The sequence below is a fragment of the Streptosporangium sp. NPDC023825 genome (assembly GCF_040639575.1).
In the GTDB taxonomy this organism is placed as follows: domain Bacteria; phylum Actinomycetota; class Actinomycetes; order Streptosporangiales; family Streptosporangiaceae; genus Streptosporangium.
The window spans coordinates 226,931-242,636 of the sequence record NZ_JBFAAE010000003.1; the positions used below are offsets into that span (position 1 = coordinate 226,931).

The 15,706-nt window shown below is 72.4% G+C and carries 16 protein-coding genes; 6 read left to right on the plus strand and 10 right to left on the minus strand.

The genetic code is table 11. The features are described 5' to 3' along the window. Positions 1 to 190: 190 nt before the first annotated feature. Positions 191 to 1,462, plus strand: coding sequence for an MFS transporter (locus AB0G15_RS04260; protein WP_362835164.1), 1,272 nt, complete (start codon positions 191 to 193; stop codon positions 1,460 to 1,462). Positions 1,463 to 1,506: 44 nt separating this feature from the next. Here the strand turns inward: AB0G15_RS04260 and AB0G15_RS04265 are convergent, their stop codons facing one another. Further along, positions 1,507 to 1,743 (minus strand): hypothetical protein, encoded by a 237-nt coding sequence (locus AB0G15_RS04265; RefSeq protein WP_362835166.1) that lies wholly within the window; start codon positions 1,741 to 1,743, stop codon positions 1,507 to 1,509. A gap of 158 nt (positions 1,744 to 1,901) precedes the next feature. Between AB0G15_RS04265 and AB0G15_RS04270 the strand changes: the two genes are divergently transcribed. The 3 genes from AB0G15_RS04270 to AB0G15_RS04280 all read left to right on the plus strand — a co-directional run bounded on the left by AB0G15_RS04270 (position 1,902) and on the right by AB0G15_RS04280 (position 4,983). Next, entirely contained in the window at positions 1,902 to 3,110 is a 1,209-nt protein-coding gene (locus tag AB0G15_RS04270; protein WP_362835168.1) for a histidine kinase, read from the plus strand. A gap of 84 nt (positions 3,111 to 3,194) precedes the next feature. Then, complete coding sequence (locus AB0G15_RS04275) at positions 3,195 to 3,857, plus strand: response regulator transcription factor (RefSeq protein ID WP_362835170.1); 663 nt, start codon at positions 3,195 to 3,197, stop codon at positions 3,855 to 3,857. Positions 3,858 to 4,140: 283 nt separating this feature from the next. Continuing rightward, a complete protein-coding gene (locus tag AB0G15_RS04280; protein ID WP_362835172.1) occupies positions 4,141 to 4,983 on the plus strand; it encodes an isocitrate lyase/phosphoenolpyruvate mutase family protein in 843 nt (280 codons plus the stop codon). A gap of 16 nt (positions 4,984 to 4,999) precedes the next feature. On the opposite strand, the gene AB0G15_RS04285 is transcribed toward AB0G15_RS04280, so the two are convergent. The 4 genes from AB0G15_RS04285 to AB0G15_RS04300 all read right to left on the minus strand — a co-directional run bounded on the left by AB0G15_RS04285 (position 5,000) and on the right by AB0G15_RS04300 (position 11,108). Then, on the minus strand, positions 5,000 to 6,775 hold the full coding sequence (locus AB0G15_RS04285) for an MOSC and FAD-binding oxidoreductase domain-containing protein (protein ID WP_362835174.1): 1,776 nt from the start codon (positions 6,773 to 6,775) through the stop codon (positions 5,000 to 5,002). Positions 6,776 to 7,030: 255 nt separating this feature from the next. Beyond that, a complete protein-coding gene (locus AB0G15_RS04290; protein WP_362681252.1) occupies positions 7,031 to 7,348 on the minus strand; it encodes a hypothetical protein in 318 nt (105 codons plus the stop codon). Positions 7,349 to 7,749: 401 nt separating this feature from the next. After that, a complete protein-coding gene (locus AB0G15_RS04295) occupies positions 7,750 to 8,997 on the minus strand; it encodes a class I SAM-dependent RNA methyltransferase (RefSeq protein ID WP_362835176.1) in 1,248 nt (415 codons plus the stop codon). Between the two features lie 68 nt (positions 8,998 to 9,065). Beyond that, positions 9,066 to 11,108 carry an APC family permease gene (locus AB0G15_RS04300; RefSeq protein WP_362835178.1) on the minus strand — a complete coding sequence of 681 codons (2,043 nt, stop codon included), beginning with the start codon at positions 11,106 to 11,108 and terminating at the stop codon, positions 9,066 to 9,068. A 116-nt stretch (positions 11,109 to 11,224) separates the two neighbouring features. Here AB0G15_RS04300 and AB0G15_RS04305 point away from each other — a divergent pair, with 116 nt between their 5' ends. Both AB0G15_RS04305 and AB0G15_RS04310 read left to right on the plus strand, forming a co-directional pair. Next, positions 11,225 to 11,890: a TrkA family potassium uptake protein gene (locus AB0G15_RS04305; protein ID WP_362835180.1), complete on the plus strand. Its 666-nt coding sequence runs from the start codon at positions 11,225 to 11,227 to the stop codon at positions 11,888 to 11,890. Further along, on the plus strand, positions 11,890 to 12,561 hold the full coding sequence (locus tag AB0G15_RS04310) for a TrkA family potassium uptake protein (protein WP_329084000.1): 672 nt from the start codon (positions 11,890 to 11,892) through the stop codon (positions 12,559 to 12,561). The genes AB0G15_RS04305 and AB0G15_RS04310 overlap by 1 nt, the downstream gene beginning before the upstream one ends. A 180-nt stretch (positions 12,562 to 12,741) precedes the next feature. On the opposite strand, the gene AB0G15_RS04315 is transcribed toward AB0G15_RS04310, so the two are convergent. The 5 genes from AB0G15_RS04315 to AB0G15_RS04335 all read right to left on the minus strand — a co-directional run bounded on the left by AB0G15_RS04315 (position 12,742) and on the right by AB0G15_RS04335 (position 15,697). Then, the gene (locus AB0G15_RS04315) at positions 12,742 to 13,404 is read right to left on the minus strand and encodes a DUF3159 domain-containing protein (protein WP_362835322.1); all 663 of its coding nucleotides are present in this window, start codon (positions 13,402 to 13,404) and stop codon (positions 12,742 to 12,744) included. Between the two features lie 33 nt (positions 13,405 to 13,437). Further along, positions 13,438 to 13,830 carry an OB-fold nucleic acid binding domain-containing protein gene (locus tag AB0G15_RS04320; RefSeq protein ID WP_344744598.1) on the minus strand — a complete coding sequence of 131 codons (393 nt, stop codon included), beginning with the start codon at positions 13,828 to 13,830 and terminating at the stop codon, positions 13,438 to 13,440. A gap of 49 nt (positions 13,831 to 13,879) precedes the next feature. Further along, positions 13,880 to 14,563: a DUF3710 domain-containing protein gene (locus AB0G15_RS04325; protein WP_362835182.1), complete on the minus strand. Its 684-nt coding sequence runs from the start codon at positions 14,561 to 14,563 to the stop codon at positions 13,880 to 13,882. A gap of 139 nt (positions 14,564 to 14,702) precedes the next feature. Then, a complete protein-coding gene (gene dut, locus AB0G15_RS04330; RefSeq protein WP_362835184.1) occupies positions 14,703 to 15,146 on the minus strand; it encodes a dUTP diphosphatase in 444 nt (147 codons plus the stop codon). Next, on the minus strand, positions 15,143 to 15,697 hold the full coding sequence (locus tag AB0G15_RS04335; protein ID WP_362835186.1) for a PaaI family thioesterase: 555 nt from the start codon (positions 15,695 to 15,697) through the stop codon (positions 15,143 to 15,145). The genes dut and AB0G15_RS04335 overlap by 4 nt, the downstream gene beginning before the upstream one ends. Between the last annotated feature and the right edge of the window lie 9 nt (positions 15,698 to 15,706).

A 15,706-nucleotide genomic window follows, 5' to 3' on the forward strand; every position in this document is an offset into this window, starting at 1 on the left:
TCTTACATGGGACCAATGGGCTCCCTAGGGTTGCCCTCTGTACGGCGCGCGGCGAGCCCTTTCCCGCCGGGTCCCCGCCCGGGCGCGTCGCGCGTGCCGGACCGGGGACAGGCCACCGCCGGACCGGTGCCGGGACGCCGCCGGAGCGCGTCCGGGCCGGTGACGACCGAACAGCCGACGAAGGAGCCCCATGTTCAACCGGATCATGCCCTCGTCCGGGCCACCGCGGGTCCTCGCCCTCGCGCAACTGGCCAATTCCATCGGGGACGGCGCGTACTACGTGTGCTCGGCGCTCTACTTCATCCGGGTCGTGGGACTCTCGCCGACCCAGGTCGGCTTCGCGCTGACGCTCGGCTGGGCCGTCGGCTTCGTGGCGGGCGTCCCGCTCGGCCATCTCGCCGACCGCCGGGGACCTCGCGGCACGGCGGTCCTGCTGGCCGTCGCCACGGCCGCCGCGGTCGGCTCGTTCCTGTTCGTCCGTTCCTTCCCCGTGTTCGTGGTGGTCGCCTGCCTGTACGCGATCGCGCAGTGCGGTCTCGCCGCGGCCAGGCAGGCGCTGCTCGCCGGGCTGGTGGACAGGGCTCGGCGGACGCGGGTCCGGGCCCACCTGCAGGCGACGGTCAACGCCGGGCTGGCGGTCGGGGCCGCGCTCGGCGGGGCGGCGCTGCACCTCGACACCCGGGCGGCCTACTTGACGGTTCTCGCGATGGACGCGCTGAGCTTCCTGCTCTCCGCCCTGATCCTGCTCCGCCTTCCCCCGGTGCCGCCCACGGCGTCCGCACCGGCGGGCGAACCGGCGCTGGCGGTGCTCAGGGACAGGCCGTACGCCCTGCTCTCCTTGCTCAACATGGTCACTCTGCTGAACATGCCGCTGCTCAGCCTGGTCATCCCCCTGTGGATCGTCCAGCGGACCGAGGCCCCGAGCTGGACGGTCTCCGCCCTGCTGATCCTCAACACCCTGGGCGTCGTGCTGTTCCAGGTGCGGGTGGCCCGGCGGGTCACGGACCTGGAGAGCGCCGCCGGGTCCGTACGGCGGGCGGGCGCGGTACTGCTCGCCGCGTGCGCGGTGTTCGCCCTGTCGTCGGCCTGGTCCTCGGCGTGGGCCGCCGCGCTCGTCCTGCTCCTCGCGGCCTGCCTGCAGGTGTTCGGCGAGATGGCGCACGCCTCCGGCGCCTGGGAGATCGGGTTCGATCTCGCCCCGGCCGACAGGCAGGGGCAGTACCAGGGCTTCTTCGGGTCCGGCGCGGCGGTCGCCAGGATGCTCGGCCCGTTGCTGCTCACCACGCTGATCCTCACCTGGGGGACCCCGGGCTGGCTGGTGCTCGGCGGCCTGTTCCTGCTGTCCGGCCTCGCCACGGGACCGGCCGTGCGCTGGGCCCTGCGGACCCGGCGGGCGGAGCCGGCCGCCGGGGAGTGTCCGGGTAGCGGAAGCGGCTCCCGGGAGATCGCCGAGACCGGGTGACCCGCCGCGCCGTCCCGCGGGCCGGCTCGTGGACGCCCGGCGGGTCAGCCGCGGCCTCGCCGGGCGACCGCGTCGCCGGCCGTGCCCACCGCGAGGCCGAGGACGATCATGATGACGTAACTGTAGATCTCGTAGCCGCCGGGGACGAGGAAGCGGACGAAGCCCATGAAGTGGATCCAGCCGAACCACTCGTGCAGAAGGCCGCTCGCGCCGCCGACGACGAGGACGAAGCAGATCAGGCCGGACAGGGCCGCCAGGGGGGACTTCGAGGTGGAGGTCATGGCCCGACGGTAGGCGTGCGGCTCCGGGCACCGGATCGGGCTCAAGATGGCCGGGTGGTGACCAAGGTCGGCCGCCGGCGGGCCGGGGGTCGTACTTAAGTATCCGGCCGCGACCTGGATGCCCGGTCGCGGGCGGGGGGCGCGTAGATTTCCGAAGTATGCGCCGCATCCACCGCACCCGACGCGACTGGGCCGCCGACCTGGCGCTGTTCCTCTTCGCCGCCTGCTTCGCCGCCGTCAGCTCGCAGTCCATCCCGATCCCCGAGGACCTCGATCCTGTGTGGCGGGACGCCGACCAGGTGGCCGGCGGGCTGGGGTGCGCGGCGGTGCTCCTACGGCGGCGCTGGCCGGTGTCGCTGGCGGTGACGCTGCTGCTCGCGGGCACCCAGGCGCACTATTTGACCGGCCCGGCGATGGTGGCGGTGTTCACGGTGGCCGCGACCCGGCCGTGGCGGGTCACGGCGTGGGTGGCGGCGCTGGCCTTCGCGCCGCTGCCCGTCTTCCTGTGGCAGATGGCGGAGCTGCCCGAAAGCCGCGCGGACTCGGCGCTGACGTACTTCGCGCTGATCGCCGGGGCCATCGGGTGGGGGCTGTTCCGGCGCTCCCGGCAGCAGCTGATCGCCTCGCTGAGAGAGCGCGCCGAACTGGCCGAGGCGGACGCGGAGTTGCGCGCCGAGTGGGTCCGGCGGGAGACGCGGGAGGAGATCGCTCGCGAGATGCACGACGTGCTCGGCCATCGGCTGTCGCTGCTGAGCGTGCACGCGGGAGCGCTGGAGTTCAACCCGGGCGCGCCCGGGGAGGAGATCGCGCGTGCCGCCGGGGTGATCCGGGAGAGCGCCCACCTGGCCCTGCGTGACCTGCGCGAGGTGATCGGGGTGCTGCGGGCCGGGCCTGAGGAGGGTGAGCGTCCGCAGCCGGAACTGGCGGACCTGGCCCGGCTGGTGGAGGAGGCCCGGGCGACGGGCGGCCGGATCGAGCTGACCGGGCCGCCGGAGGGATTGGCGCCACCGCCCGTGGTGGGGCGTACGGCGTACCGGATCGTCCAGGAGGCGCTGACCAACGCACGCAAGCACGCGCCCGGCGCGGCGGTCGCGGTGGAGGTGACCGGGGGCCCGGCGGGCGGGCTGGCGGTGGAGGTCCGCAACGCGCCGCCGCCCGGACCGGCTCCGGTCTCCGGCGCGGGAGGGAACGGGAACGCGGGCGGGAACGGGGGCGGGGGCGCCGGGCAGGGGCTGATCGGGCTCGCCGAACGGGCCCGCCTGGCGGGCGGTGAGCTGACGGCCGGCCCCGCCGACGGTGGTTTCCGGGTCCACGCCTCACTGCCCTGGCCCGCGCCGGACATCGCGTCCGTCGCGGGCCGGGGCTGAGAAGGGGGACGAGGTGATCCGCGCGGAGAAGGGGGACGAGGTGATCCGCGTCCGTCGCGGGCCGGGGCCGAGGAGGGGGACGAGGTGATCCGCGTCCTGCTGGTCGACGACGACGCGATCGTGCGGGCCGGGCTGCGCCTGATGCTGGGCGGCGCCCCGGACATCGAGATCGTCGCGGAGGCCGCCGACGGGGCGGAGGTGCCCGCTCTGGTCGCCGCGCACGGGCCCGACCTGGTGTTGATGGACATCCGGATGCCGGGCGTCGACGGGCTGGCCGCCACCGAGAGGCTCCGGGTCGGGCCCGGCGCCCCGGAGGTGCTGGTCCTGACCACCTTCCACACCGACGCGCACGTACTGCGGGCGCTGCGCGCCGGCGCGGCCGGGTTCCTGCTCAAGGACACCCCGCCGCAGGACATCGTCACGGCCGTCCGGACGGTGGCCGCCGGGGATCCGGTGCTCTCCCCCGCCGTCACCCGCCGCCTCATCGAGCAGGTGACGGACGGCTCCGGGCAGGACGACCGGGCCGCCGCCGCCCGGGCCCGGCTGGCGCTGCTGGCCGAGCGGGAGCGGGAGGTGGCCCTGGCGATCGGGCGCGGCCGCTCCAACGCGGAGATCGCGCGGGAACTGCACCTGGCGCTGCCGACGGTGAAGACGCACGTGTCACGGATCCTGACCCGGCTGGATCTCAACAACCGGGTCCAGATCGCCCTGCTGGTCCACGACGCGGGCACGCCGGGAGGCCGGTGAGACCACCGCCGGGCGGGCACTCGGAAGTCTCACGCTCCTGCCCGGCCGGCGGCCCGCCGAGCAGGCCCCGCTCGGTGCTGCCCGGAGACCGGTGCCTCGTCACATCGGGCACGCTCGTCTGCCCTCGTCCGGCGGACGGGTGTGCTCGCGTACTCGGAGGGAGAGGCGACCGGTGGCCGTGCCGTCCGACGCGAAGGAGCGGCACCTCCCCCTCCGGTACTCTGCGGCGGCTTCGCGAAATAGGTTTGATCCGGCCTCGGTGCCGTCTGATGGAATGACCGGCATGACCACACCTCGTGACAAGGCCCTGTTGTTCCGCTCGATGCATGTCCCCGGCCGGCCGCTGGTGCTGCCCAATGCCTGGGACGTCGCCTCCGCGCGTATCGTGACGGATGCCGGTGCCGCCGCGGTCGCCACCACCAGCGCCGGTGTCTCGTGGGCCCTGGGCTGTGGAGACGGCGACCACCTGGACCGGGACCGCGCCCTCGACCTGATCGCTCGGGTCGCCGCAGCGGTCGACGTTCCGGTGACGGCCGACGTCGAAAGCGGCTACGCGCCCGACCCCGCGGGGGTGGCCGAGACCGTGCGGGGCGTGCTCGCGGCCGGAGCCGTCGGCATCAATCTGGAGGACTCACTCCGCGCGGGCCCGGCCCCGCTGCGTCCCGTCCTGGAGCAGTCCGAGCGCATCGCGGCCGCCCGTGGTGCCGCGGACAGCGCTGGTGTGCCGCTGTTCGTCAACGCCCGGATCGACACGCACCGCCTGCCGGCCGGGGATCTCACGGTATGGCTGAAGGAAACCCTGGCCCGGGCCGAGGCCTACGTGGCGGCCGGCGCCGACGGGGTGTTCGTTCTCGGGGCTCTGGACGCGGAGACCGTCACGGCGCTCGTGCGTGCGGTGTCCGTGCCGGTGAACGTCCTGGCGGGTCCTGGGACTCTCACCGTGCCCGCGCTCGCGGCGCTGGGCGTGGCTCGCGTGAGCGCTGGATCCTCGATCGCCGAGGCGGCCTACGGGCTGGTCGCACGCGCCGCCCGGGAACTGCTCGCCGACGGCACCTGCGGAACCCTCGAGGGCGGTCTCGGGTACGGCACCCTCAATTCGCTGCTGCTGGCAGAACCTGGCCGCTGAACGGCGGGGCAGGGCGTCAGAGGTCGAGGACGAGGTCCTCGCGGGGTTGCGAGCAGCAGATCAGCGCGTTGCCGTCGGCGGGGGCGTCCACCGGCTCCGGCGAGTAGCCGATCGTGCCGGACAGCAGACCGCTCTCGCAGGCGTGGCAGACCCCGGTACGGCACGACCAGCGGGTCGGCACGTCGCACGCCTCCGCGAGTTCGAGCAGGCTCTCGTAGGCGGGATTCCAGGAGACGGTGAGGCCGCTGCGCGCGAACGTGACGGCGGGCCCGGCTCCCGGTACGCCGACGGGCGGGTGCGGGGGGCGGGCGGCCACCGGGGTCACCCCCGGCGTCAGCGCCGCCTGCGCGCCGAAGACTTCCGTGTGCACGCTCGCGGGAGCGAGTTCGGAGGCGACGAGGGCGGGCGGCAGGTCGCGCATGAAGGCGGAAGGACCGCAAAGGTAGGCGTCGGCGGCGTGCGGGACGCCGAGGCGGCCGAGCAGTCCGACCGACAGCCGTCCCGCGGTGTCGTAGTCGACCCCCCGGCGGTCGCCGGGCGCGGGCCGGCTGTAGCAGACGTGCCCGTGCGCGCGGGGAAGCAGAGCGCGAAGGCCGCCGCTCTCCGCGGCGAACGGGTGTTCCGTGCCGTCGCGCGTGCCGTACAGCCACCACACCTCGCGGGTCGAGCGGGCGGCGGCGAGGGCGTGCAGCATGGCGAGGACGGGGGTCGCGCCGATACCCGCCGAGAGCAGCAGGACCGGGGCGTCGCCTTCTTCCAGGGTGAACGTGCCGCGCGGCGCCGCCGCTTCGAGAAGGTCGCCGACACGCAGGCGGGTGCGGAGGTAGGTGCTGGCGACGCCCCCGGGCTCCTGTTTGACGCTGATCCGGTGGCGACCGGCGTCAGGAGGGCCGGACAGCGAGTAGCTGCGGATGACCGGCGGGCCGCCGCTCTCGGGGCGCAGCCGTACGGTGAGGAACTGGCCCGGCAGGGCGGCGGGCAGCGGTTCCCCGCCGGTGGCCTCCAGGGTCAGTGAGAACACGCTGCGGCTCTCGGCGTCGATCCGGGCGATCCGCAGCGGCCGGAACCCCGGCCAGGCGGGCGGCGGCCCGGCCGCGGCGGGTGTCAGCCCCGGGTTCCCCGCCGGCCCCTTCCTCGCGCCCTCGTCGCCGGGCCGGTCGAGCAGGGCGCGCAGGGACTCCCGCCAGCCATCGCTCAGCGCGGGGACGCGCAGCGCCCGCTCCAGCCGGTCGCGGGGGTGCCCCGGCAGGTAGAGCAGGGCGTCGATCTCCGCGACGGACATCGCCTCCGGGCCGGAGGCGACCTTGACGATCTCGTCGCCCGCCTCCACCCGCCCTTCGGTGATCACCCGGAAGTAGAACCCGGGACGCCGGTGGGACACCAGCAGGGCCGCCATCCGCGGCTCGTCCATCCGCAGACCCACCCGGTAGCAGGTGACCCGGGGCTGGGTGACCTCGAACACCGCCTCCCCGATGCGGTAGCGGTCACCGACGCACACCTCGTCGTCGGGCAGCCCGTCGACCGTGAAGTTCTCCCCGAACTGCCCGTAGACGAAGTCGTCGCGGCCGAGTTCCTCCTGCCAGTGCCGGTAGGAGTCGATCTGGTAGACCAGCACCGCGCGATGCTCGCCACCGTGCCCCCGAAGGTCTCCCTGGCCGTCCCCGTCGACGTTCAGGCGGCGTACCGTGCGTGGCCCGGTCACGGACCGCTTCCACACCCCGGTGTGGACCGTCGTGCCGTGCCACGGGACGTCCCTGGGCAGGCCGACGTTGATCGACAGGAGCGTCGCCACGTGTCCTCCCCCTCACCACGAGGCATCCGGCTCCCTTGCACGATACCTCGTTCTCGCAGGTCAGCCTGGATCTCGCGGCGCGGCCCCCGGTCCTGCGCGCGGCGCGGCCCCGGCCGTACCGGCACCCTTCGCGCCGTGTTCGGGCCGCGTCTCTCCAGGAGACGGCGAAATCCGGGCCGCACATGGTGTGCGGCCCGGATTCCTTTACAAAGTAGATTCAGGCCAGGCCCAGGTCGGGGCCGCCGGCTCCTGCGGCTAACCGAGGTACAGGTGCAGGTCGTTCAGGTTGTTACTCGGGTTGTAGGTGCAGTAGTACCGGATGCCGAGGGTGGGGTTGGACCTCTTGTAGGCCTCCCTGATGCACGTGTTGCAGTCGCTCCAGCTCCTGATGAACCTGCTCGGCGGCCTGGCGCTCGTCGGCAGGCCGCAGCTGTTCGCGGCGATGGAGACGGGACCCGACATCGACGCGGATGCCGACGCCGACGCGGACGCCGGTGTCGCGACGGCGGCCGGGACCAGAAGCGCCGCCGTGCACAGAGCCGCTCCCGTGAGGATTTTCTTCACCAGTGTCATGAACACTCCTACCCAGAGGTGTTTGGAGAACGTGATGACCGTGGCGACCGCCAGGACAGGGATCCTGGGCTTCGGTCGCATACGCTGACCGATCTTCCGCTTTTCCTTTCGGGGTGACCCGAGGTGCGGAACCTAGATAAAAATCACCTTTTTCCGGATTTCCGGCAACCTCTAAGGTTCCAGGGTGGGCCGCCCCGAGTGTCTCGGCCTGGGGGTGCCGCCCACTCCGTCCGCGGGCCCGGGAAGCTCGCCGCCGAGCGGGCCAGCATCGGTGATGACGACGCCCCGCGACCGGATCGATCGCGGGGCGTTTCCATGATCGTGCGCGCTCACGCGCGGCCCACGGGAGGCGCCCTGGGGCTCGACGAAACAGCGTGTGTTGCGTTTCCCCAGGTCAGAACCTAGATCGTCCCGCTGACCAGGTGCGCCACGCACTCCACGTGGTGGGTCATCGGGAAGGCGTCGAAAGCCCGCAGATCGGCGAGGCGGTAACCCCGCTCGGCGAACCAGGCCAGGTCGCGGGCGAGGGTGGCCGGGTCGCAGGAGACGTACACGATCCGGGTCGCCCGGAGGGTGGTGACGCGGTCGACGACGTCGCGGCCCAGCCCGGCCCTGGGCGGGTCGACGACGACCAGGTCGGCGCGCTCGATGCCGAAGCGGTCGAGGGCGTTCTCCACCCGTCCCCTGGCGAAGCGGGCCTGGGGCAGGTCGCGGAGGTTGCGCTCGGCGTCGCGGACCGCCACGGACTCGGACTCGACGCCGAACACGGCCCCCTCGGGACCGACCGCCTCGGCCAGCCCGGCGGCGAACAGGCCGACGCCGCAGTAGAGGTCGAGGGCCCACTCCCCCGGCCGCGGGGCGGCGAACTCCATGACGGCGTCGAGCAGGGTGGCGGCGGCGCCGGGGTGCACCTGCCAGAAGCCGCTGCCGGTGACCTGGAAGTCGCGCTCGGCGACGCGCTCGACGAGATGGTTGCGGCCGTGGACGACGCGGCTGCGGCCCTTGCCCTCGTCGACGAAGACGGCCACGCTCGTGTCGAGGTCGGGCACGGCCACCGTGCGCCGGGGCTTGGGCGCGACCACGACCGCCTGGTCGCCGGTGGTGGAGGCGATGACCTCGACCGAGGAGGCGTTGCGCCAGTTCATGACCTCGGCGCCGACGTTCTCCACCTCGGGGTGGGCGATCAGGCAGGCGTCCACCGGCTCGACGTCGTGGGAGCGGTGGCGGCGCAGGCCCAGGCCGCCCTCGCGGTCGACGGCGAACTGGACGCGGGTGCGCCAGCCGAGCCCGTCCGGGGCTCCGGGGACCTCCTCGACGGTGCCCTTCCAGTCGATCGAGGCCAGGCGCTTGAGCTGCTCGGCCACCACGTCGGCCTTCAGGCGGCGCTGGGCGTCGAGGGAGGCGTGCTGCCAGTCGCAGCCGCCGCAGCGGCCGGGGCCCGCGAACGGGCACGGCGGGGTCACCCGGTCGGCGGAGGGTTCCAGGATCTCGACCGCGTCGGCCCGCAGGAACCGGGAGGTCTCCTCGGTGATCTCGGCGATGACCCGCTCACCGGGCAGCGCGTGCCGCACGAAGACGACCCGGCCGTCGTGGCGGGCGACGCACCAGCCACCGTGCGCAACCGGTCCTACGGTCAGTTCGATGGCCATGGTCGTTGCCCCCAAGGGAAAATCCGTCGTCGGTCGAGCCTCCTCGCGTCAGGAGCGCATACGAAAGGTTATGCCTTGACGTCCTCGTCCCGTGCCGCCTCCTGGCGCGGACGGCGTACGGCGCCCGGCGCGAAGGGCTCGGGGCGGCCCTTGAGCCGGTCGGAGGAGTGCAGCTGCCAGGGCACGCTGATGACCATCACGCCCGGCTGGAACAGCAGGCGGCCCTTCAGCCGCAGCGCGCTCTGGTTGTGCAGGAGGTGCTCCCACCAGTGGCCGACGACGTACTCGGGGATGTAGACGCTCACCACGTCGCGGGGCGAGCGGCGGCGCAGCGACTTGACGTACTCCAGGATCGGCCGGGTGATCTCGCGGTAGGGCGAGTCGAGCATCTTCAGCGGCACCGGGATGCCTCGCCGTTCCCACTCCTCCTGCAGGGCCCTGGCCTCGGGGCCCTCCACCCCCACGGTGATCGCCTCCAGCTTGGAGGGGCGGGTGGCGCGGGCGTAGGCGAGGGCGCGCAGGGTCGGCTTGTGGATCTTGGAGACCAGGACGATGGCGTGGTTGCGCGCGGGCAGCATCGACTCGTCCACCTGGGAGTCCTCGGCGACGGTGAGCTCGGCGGCCACGTTCTCGTAGTGGCGGTGGATGCCCTTCATCATCAGGAACAGCACCGGCATGGCCACGCAGACGATCCACGCCCCGTGGGTGAACTTGGTGACCAGCACCACCACCAGCACCACGCCGGTCATGACGCCGCCGAAGAAGTTGATGGTCCGCGAGCGGTGCATCTGGTGCCGGACCTTCAGGTCGCCCTCGGTCCTCAGGTGCCGGGTCCAGTGCCTGACCATGCCGATCTGGCTCAGCGTGAACGACACGAAGACGCCCACGATGTAGAGGTTGAGCAGGCGGCTGACGTCGGCGTCGAAGCCCCACAGCAGCAGGCAGGCCCCGGCGGCGAGGATCACGATGCCGTTGGAGAAGGCGAGCCGGTCCCCCCTGGTGTGCAGCTGGCGGGGCAGGTAGCGGTCCTGGGCCAGGATCGAGCCGAGCACCGGGAAGCCGTTGAAGGCGGTGTTGGCGGCCAGGAACAGGATCAGCGCGGTGACGGCCGCGATGACGAAGAAGGGGAGCGATCCGTTGCCGAAGACCGCGTCGGCCACCTGGGCGATGATCGGCTGCTGGTAGTAGCCGGGCCCGGCGGGCCTGCCGTCGATGAGGACGTCACGATAGGCGACGGAGGGCTCGGCCACCTTGACCCCCGAGGCGAGCCCCAGGGTGATGATCCCGACGAACATGGTCACCGAGACCAGGCCCATCATCAGCAGGGTGCTCGCGGCGTTCTTGCTCTTGGGCTTGCGGAAGGCGGGCACGCCGTTGCTGATCGCCTCGACGCCGGTGAGGGCGGCACAGCCGGAGGAGAACGCGCGCAGGATCAGGAAGGCCGCCGCGAAGGAGGTCAGGTTCGACTGCTCGGCGATGATCTGGTACTCGGAGGTGGGCGCGTGCAGCTCGTCGCCGAGGACGAGCACCCGGAAACCGCCCCACGCGACCAGGCCGAGGACGGCGAACATGAAGGCGTAGGTGGGGATCGCGAAGGCCGCACCCGACTCCCGGATGCCGCGCAGGTTGACGATCGTCAGCAGCACGACGATGACGATCGCGACCAGCGGCTTGTGCTGGGCGACGTACGGGATGGTGGCGCCCACGTAGTCGACGCCGTTGGCGACCGAGACCGCGACGGTCAGCACGTAGTCGACCATCAGGGCGCTGGCGACGGTCAGGCCCGCGTTCGGGCCGAGGTTGACGGTGGCGACCTCGTAGTCGCCGCCCCCGCTGGGATAGGCGTGCACGTTCTGCCGGTACGACGCCACGACGGTGAGCATCACCACCACGACGGCGACGGCGACCCAGGGGCTGAAGTGGTAGAAGGAGATCCCCGCGAGGGAGAGGATGACCAGGATCTCCTGCGGGGCGTAGGCCACGGAGGAGAGGGCGTCGCTCGCGAAAACGGGCAGCGCGATGCGCTTGGGGAGCAGCTGCTCGTGCAGCTGCGTGCTGCGCAGCGCCCGCCCGATGAAAAGGCGTTTGACAAGGTCCGTCACCTTCGACACGTCTGCAGATGCTAGCCGTTATTACTCGGCCCCACTCACGCGGCACTCCTGGGGCGGTCCATACTGGCTGAATACATCGGGATCAAGATCCGCCTCACAGCGACCGGCGGGGGAGCATGCATATCGTGATCATGGGGTGTGGCCGGGTCGGTTCGACCCTGGCGCACATCCTTGAGGACAGCGGCCACTCGGTCGCGATCATCGACCGTGACCCGCAGGCGTTCCGCCGCCTGCGGGCGGGGTTTCGGGGTCGCAGGGTGACCGGGATCGGCTTCGACCGCGACGTCCTGGAGGAGGCCGGCATCGAGGCCGCGGGCGCCTACGTGGCGGTGAGCAGCGGCGACAACTCGAACATCATCTCCGCCAGGGTCGCCCGCGAGACGTTCGGCGTGGACAACGTCGTGGCGAGGATCTACGACTCCCGGCGCGCCGAGGTCTACCAGCGGCTGGGCATCCCCACCGTGGCCACGGTCCGCTGGACCGCCGACCAGATCCTGCGCCGCGTCCTGCCCGAGGGCGCCGAGCCGCTCTGGCGCGACCCCAGCGGGTGCGTGGTGCTGGCGGAGGTGGCCTACCACCCCGGCTGGATCGGCACCGCGACGAGGGACCTGGAGGCGGCTGCGGGCACCCGCCTGGCGTTCATCAACCGGATCGGCGACACCCTGCTGCCCAAGAACGACTCGGTGGTGCAGGAGGGCGACGTGCTGCACGTCATGGCGGTCGAGACCGACATGGACCGCATCAACAAGGTGCTGTCCGGGGCGCCGGAGGAGGAGCACTGATGCGCGTCACCATCGCCGGCGCGGGAGCGGTCGGCCGGTCGATCGCCGCCGAGCTCCTGGAGAACGGCCACGAGGTCCTGCTCGTCGACATCGACCCCAAGGCCATCAAGATCGATACCGTGCCGCGGGCGGAGTGGCTGCTCGCCGACGCCTGCGAGATCTCCTCGCTGGACGAGGCGGGCCTGGCCGAGTGCCACGTGGTCGTCGCCGCCAGCGGCGACGACAAGGTCAACCTCGTGGTCTCGCTGCTCGCCAAGACGGAGTACGGCGTGCCGCGCGTGGTCGCCAGGATCAACCACCCCAAGAACGAGTGGCTGTTCAACGAGTCGTGGGGCGTCGACGTGGCCGTCTCGACCCCGCGCCTGCTGAGCGCGCTGGTCGAGGAGGCGGTCAGCGTCGGCGACCTGGTACGGCTGATGACCTTCCGCCAGGGGCAGGCCAACCTGGTCGAGCTCACCCTGCCCGAGGACGCGCCGGTCGTCGGCCAGCGCGCCGGCTCGGTGCCGTGGCCCAACGACACCGCCCTGGTCGCGATCCTGCGCGAGGGCCGGGTGCTGGTGCCCACCGCCGACGACCCGCTGGAGGCCGGTGACGAGCTGATGTTCGTGGCCAGCCAGGAGGTCGAGGAGGAGCTGGCCGAGCTCCTGTCCCCGCACCGTACGCCCCGCTGAGCCGGGATCTCCCGCACCGCGCGCCTCTCGCGCCCGCTTCCCCGCCCGGACCGGCCCGGAAGCGGGCGGGAAACGGGAGCGGGCGGGAAACGGAAGCCGGCGGGAGGGCCGCGCCGGCGGTGAACGGGAAAGCCCTCCGCGACGGCGCGGAGGGCGGCGGACCCGGACCGGGCCCCGCGGTCAGGAGACCGCGGGCCGCACCGGGGTCCTGCCCCGGGCCAGGAGCCACACCATGGCGGCGAGCGCCGCAACCTGGAGCGGCCAGCCCATCGCGATCTTGAGGATGCCCAGCTCGGCGACCGCGTCGTTCCCGCCGATCAGGAAGACGGGGAGCTGCGCCGCCACCCGGACCACGCACGGGATCATCAGCAGCCAGGTGAGCCTGGTGCAGAGCTTCACCACGGCCGGATCCGCGCGCCACGCGGTCGGGTCGCCGGTGACGGAGCCGATGAGGAAGCCCACCACCGGCCATCGGGTGACGATCGACAGCAGCATCACCACGGAGTAGCCGGCGTTGTAGAGGATGCCCGGCAGGAAGACGTCCTTCGCCTCGCCGGTGCGGGAGGCGAAGAACGCGCCGATGCCGATGCCGATCAGGCTGTTGACCACGAACTGCGGCGTCGAGCGCTGCACCAGCCGCACGACGAGCAGCAGCACCGCGGCCGAGATGCTGACGATCAGGGACTGCTTCAGGTTGGAGGTGGTGATCCACATGCCGGTGAAGGCGATGGTGGGCACGGCCGCCTCGACGACGCCCCGCACTCCGCCGAAGGCCTTGGCCAGCTGGCTGCGGATCGCGGCCTCGACCGTGTCGTGCGCGGCGGTCTCGCCGGTGGTGGTCATCTTCTCGCTCACCGTCTCGTGATCGTCAATCACTCACGCACCGCCCGCGGGACGCAGCTCATATCTCGGATTGAACATGACTTTGCGGCCATCCTGCACGCTGACGAGTCCTTCCGCCAGCACCAGGCGCCCCGGCTCGATGCCCGCGATCTTCCTGCGGCCCAGCCATATCAGGTCGATCACATCCGAACCATCGTAAAGCTCGGCCTCCAGCGCCGGAGCGCCACCACGAGGACGCAGCGTCACCGTCCGCAGCGTACCGGTCACGCAGAAGCGACGGCGCATACCGCACGAGACGATGGGCGTGGCACCGTGGCGGTCGAGGTCCTGCTGGAGCTCGTCGGCCTCCAATTCGGCCTGACCGGCGGTCAACCGGCGGAAGAATCCCCGCAAACCGCTCTGTTTATGCGGCTCCTGAGAACCCACGGACCTCTCCTTCACACACGAGTCGAACCAGCGTACGCGATCGGGCCCGTCAGCGGATCTCGGCGATCTCGGGTCCCCGGCCGAACGGGTTGAGGTCGGGCACGTCGCCCCCGGCGGCCTGCTGCTCCGCGGCCTGCCTGGCCTCGGGCGGCAGCCGGAGCTCGATCGCCTCCTTGGGGGCCATCGGCTCGTCGCCGCGTACCACGACTATGTCCCGGACGACACCCTCCAGCGTCGCGGCGATCCCTGCGTCCTCCGCGGCCTTCCCGCTGATCACCGCGCGCAGGAACCAGCGTGGCCCGTCGACCCCGATGTAGCGGACCGGCTGCTCGCCGCCCTCCGCGGGGATCCTGGCGGCCAGCTCGACGCCGAACGCCCCCTCCCGCTCCTCGGCGGTGCCCCCGGCGCTCTTGACGCCCTCGGCCAGCTCGGCCCTGACCTCGTCCCAGATCCCGCTCCGCCTGGGCGCCGCGAAGGCGTGCACCTGCAGGGCGCTCCCCTCGAACAGGACCACAGCGCCGACGATCTGGTCACCGGCCAGGTTGAGCTGCACCTCGAAACCGGCGTCGACCGGCAGGCGCATGCCTCCGAGGTCGACCCGCTCCCGCTCGGGATGGGGCTCGTCGGCGTCCCACGGCCCCGACTCCCGCGCGGGGACCTGCTCGACCTCCTGCACCACGGCCTTGGCGGCCTTGGCGGCCGGGGACTTCTCACGGCGGTTACGTCCGAACACTTTCCTCACGCTCCTTGAAGATTCACTGGTCACTCGTCCCCCGCCGGGCGCGGCGGCGGGCGGCCCCGCGGGCCGGAGACGCGCTCCGGTCCCCGATCACCACCGGCCACTTCGCCCCCCTCACCGGGTTCGCTCCCTGTCAGCGGCCGGTGGACCCGAATCCGCCGGCGCCTCGCGCCGATCCCGGCAACCGGTCCACCTCGTGGAACACCGCCTTCTCCACCTTCTGGATCACCAGCTGCGCGACGCGGTCTCCCCTGCGCAGCCGCACGGCGTTCTTGGTGTCGGTGTTGATCAGCGTCACCTTGATCTCGCCCCGGTATCCCGCGTCGACGGTGCCGGGCGCGTTGACGAGCGTCACGCCGTGCCTGGCGGCCAGGCCCGAGCGCGGGTGGACGAACGCGGCGTACCCGTCGGGCAGGGCGATCGCCAGCCCGGTGCCGACCACGGCCCGCTCCCCGGGGAGGAGTTCGACGTCCTCGGCGGCGTGGAGATCCGCGCCCGCGTCGCCCGCGTGGGCGTACGAGGGCGGCGGCAGGCCGGCGTCGAGCCGGTGGATCAACACCTCGACGGTGTGGGTCACGGGTTCACCTCGTACTCGTGGTGCTCGTCGGCGATCGTCTGGATGTCGCCGTGCTTGGCGAAATGTTCCATGGCCACCTCGATGAAGAGCGCCGCGGCCCGCACGGCGACCGGGCCGTCCGGGGAACCGATCCGGCCCTCAGCCTCAAGGTACGCCTTCCTGCCGGACATGCCGTTGCACCAGGCGCGCAGATGCAGGACCGTGCCGACCGGAACCGGCGCGAGATAGTCGGTCTCCAGCCGGCCGGTGACGTAGGGGCGCTGGAAGAGCCACACGGACATGCCGATGACCTCGTCCATCGCCGCGGCGAGCACGCCGCCGTGCGCCAGGCCGGGCGCGCCCTGGTGGGTCTCCTCCACGGTGAACTCGGCGACCACCGTGACCCCGTCAGGGCTGGAGGCGGTCAGGTGCAGGCCGTTCGGGTGTCCGGCGCCGCAGCCGAAGCAGCGGCTGTAGTGGGAGCCGAGCGGGGTGCCGGGAGCGGGCGCGCCGGGAAGCGGCCTCGGGCGGGTCGCATCCGGCGGGGGGGTGGTCAGGGCGGAACGGGTCACGGGGCAGAA

Excerpts from the sequence above, each read along its gene's own strand:
- AB0G15_RS04315 (WP_362835322.1), bottom strand. The coding sequence starts at position 13,404 with ATGACCACCACCGGCGAGACCGCCGCGCACGACACGGTCGAGGCCGCG.
- AB0G15_RS04270 (WP_362835168.1), top strand. The coding sequence starts at position 1,902 with ATGCGCCGCATCCACCGCACCCGACGCGACTGGGCCGCCGACCTGGCG.
- AB0G15_RS04310 (WP_329084000.1), top strand. The coding sequence starts at position 11,890 with ATGCGCGTCACCATCGCCGGCGCGGGAGCGGTCGGCCGGTCGATCGCC.
- AB0G15_RS04280 (WP_362835172.1), top strand. The coding sequence starts at position 4,141 with ATGACCACACCTCGTGACAAGGCCCTGTTGTTCCGCTCGATGCATGTC.
- AB0G15_RS04295 (WP_362835176.1), bottom strand. The coding sequence starts at position 8,997 with ATGGCCATCGAACTGACCGTAGGACCGGTTGCGCACGGTGGCTGGTGC.
- AB0G15_RS04305 (WP_362835180.1), top strand. The coding sequence starts at position 11,225 with ATGCATATCGTGATCATGGGGTGTGGCCGGGTCGGTTCGACCCTGGCG.
- AB0G15_RS04260 (WP_362835164.1), top strand. The coding sequence starts at position 191 with ATGTTCAACCGGATCATGCCCTCGTCCGGGCCACCGCGGGTCCTCGCC.
- AB0G15_RS04290 (WP_362681252.1), bottom strand. The coding sequence starts at position 7,348 with ATGACACTGGTGAAGAAAATCCTCACGGGAGCGGCTCTGTGCACGGCG.
- AB0G15_RS04265 (WP_362835166.1), bottom strand. The coding sequence starts at position 1,743 with ATGACCTCCACCTCGAAGTCCCCCCTGGCGGCCCTGTCCGGCCTGATC.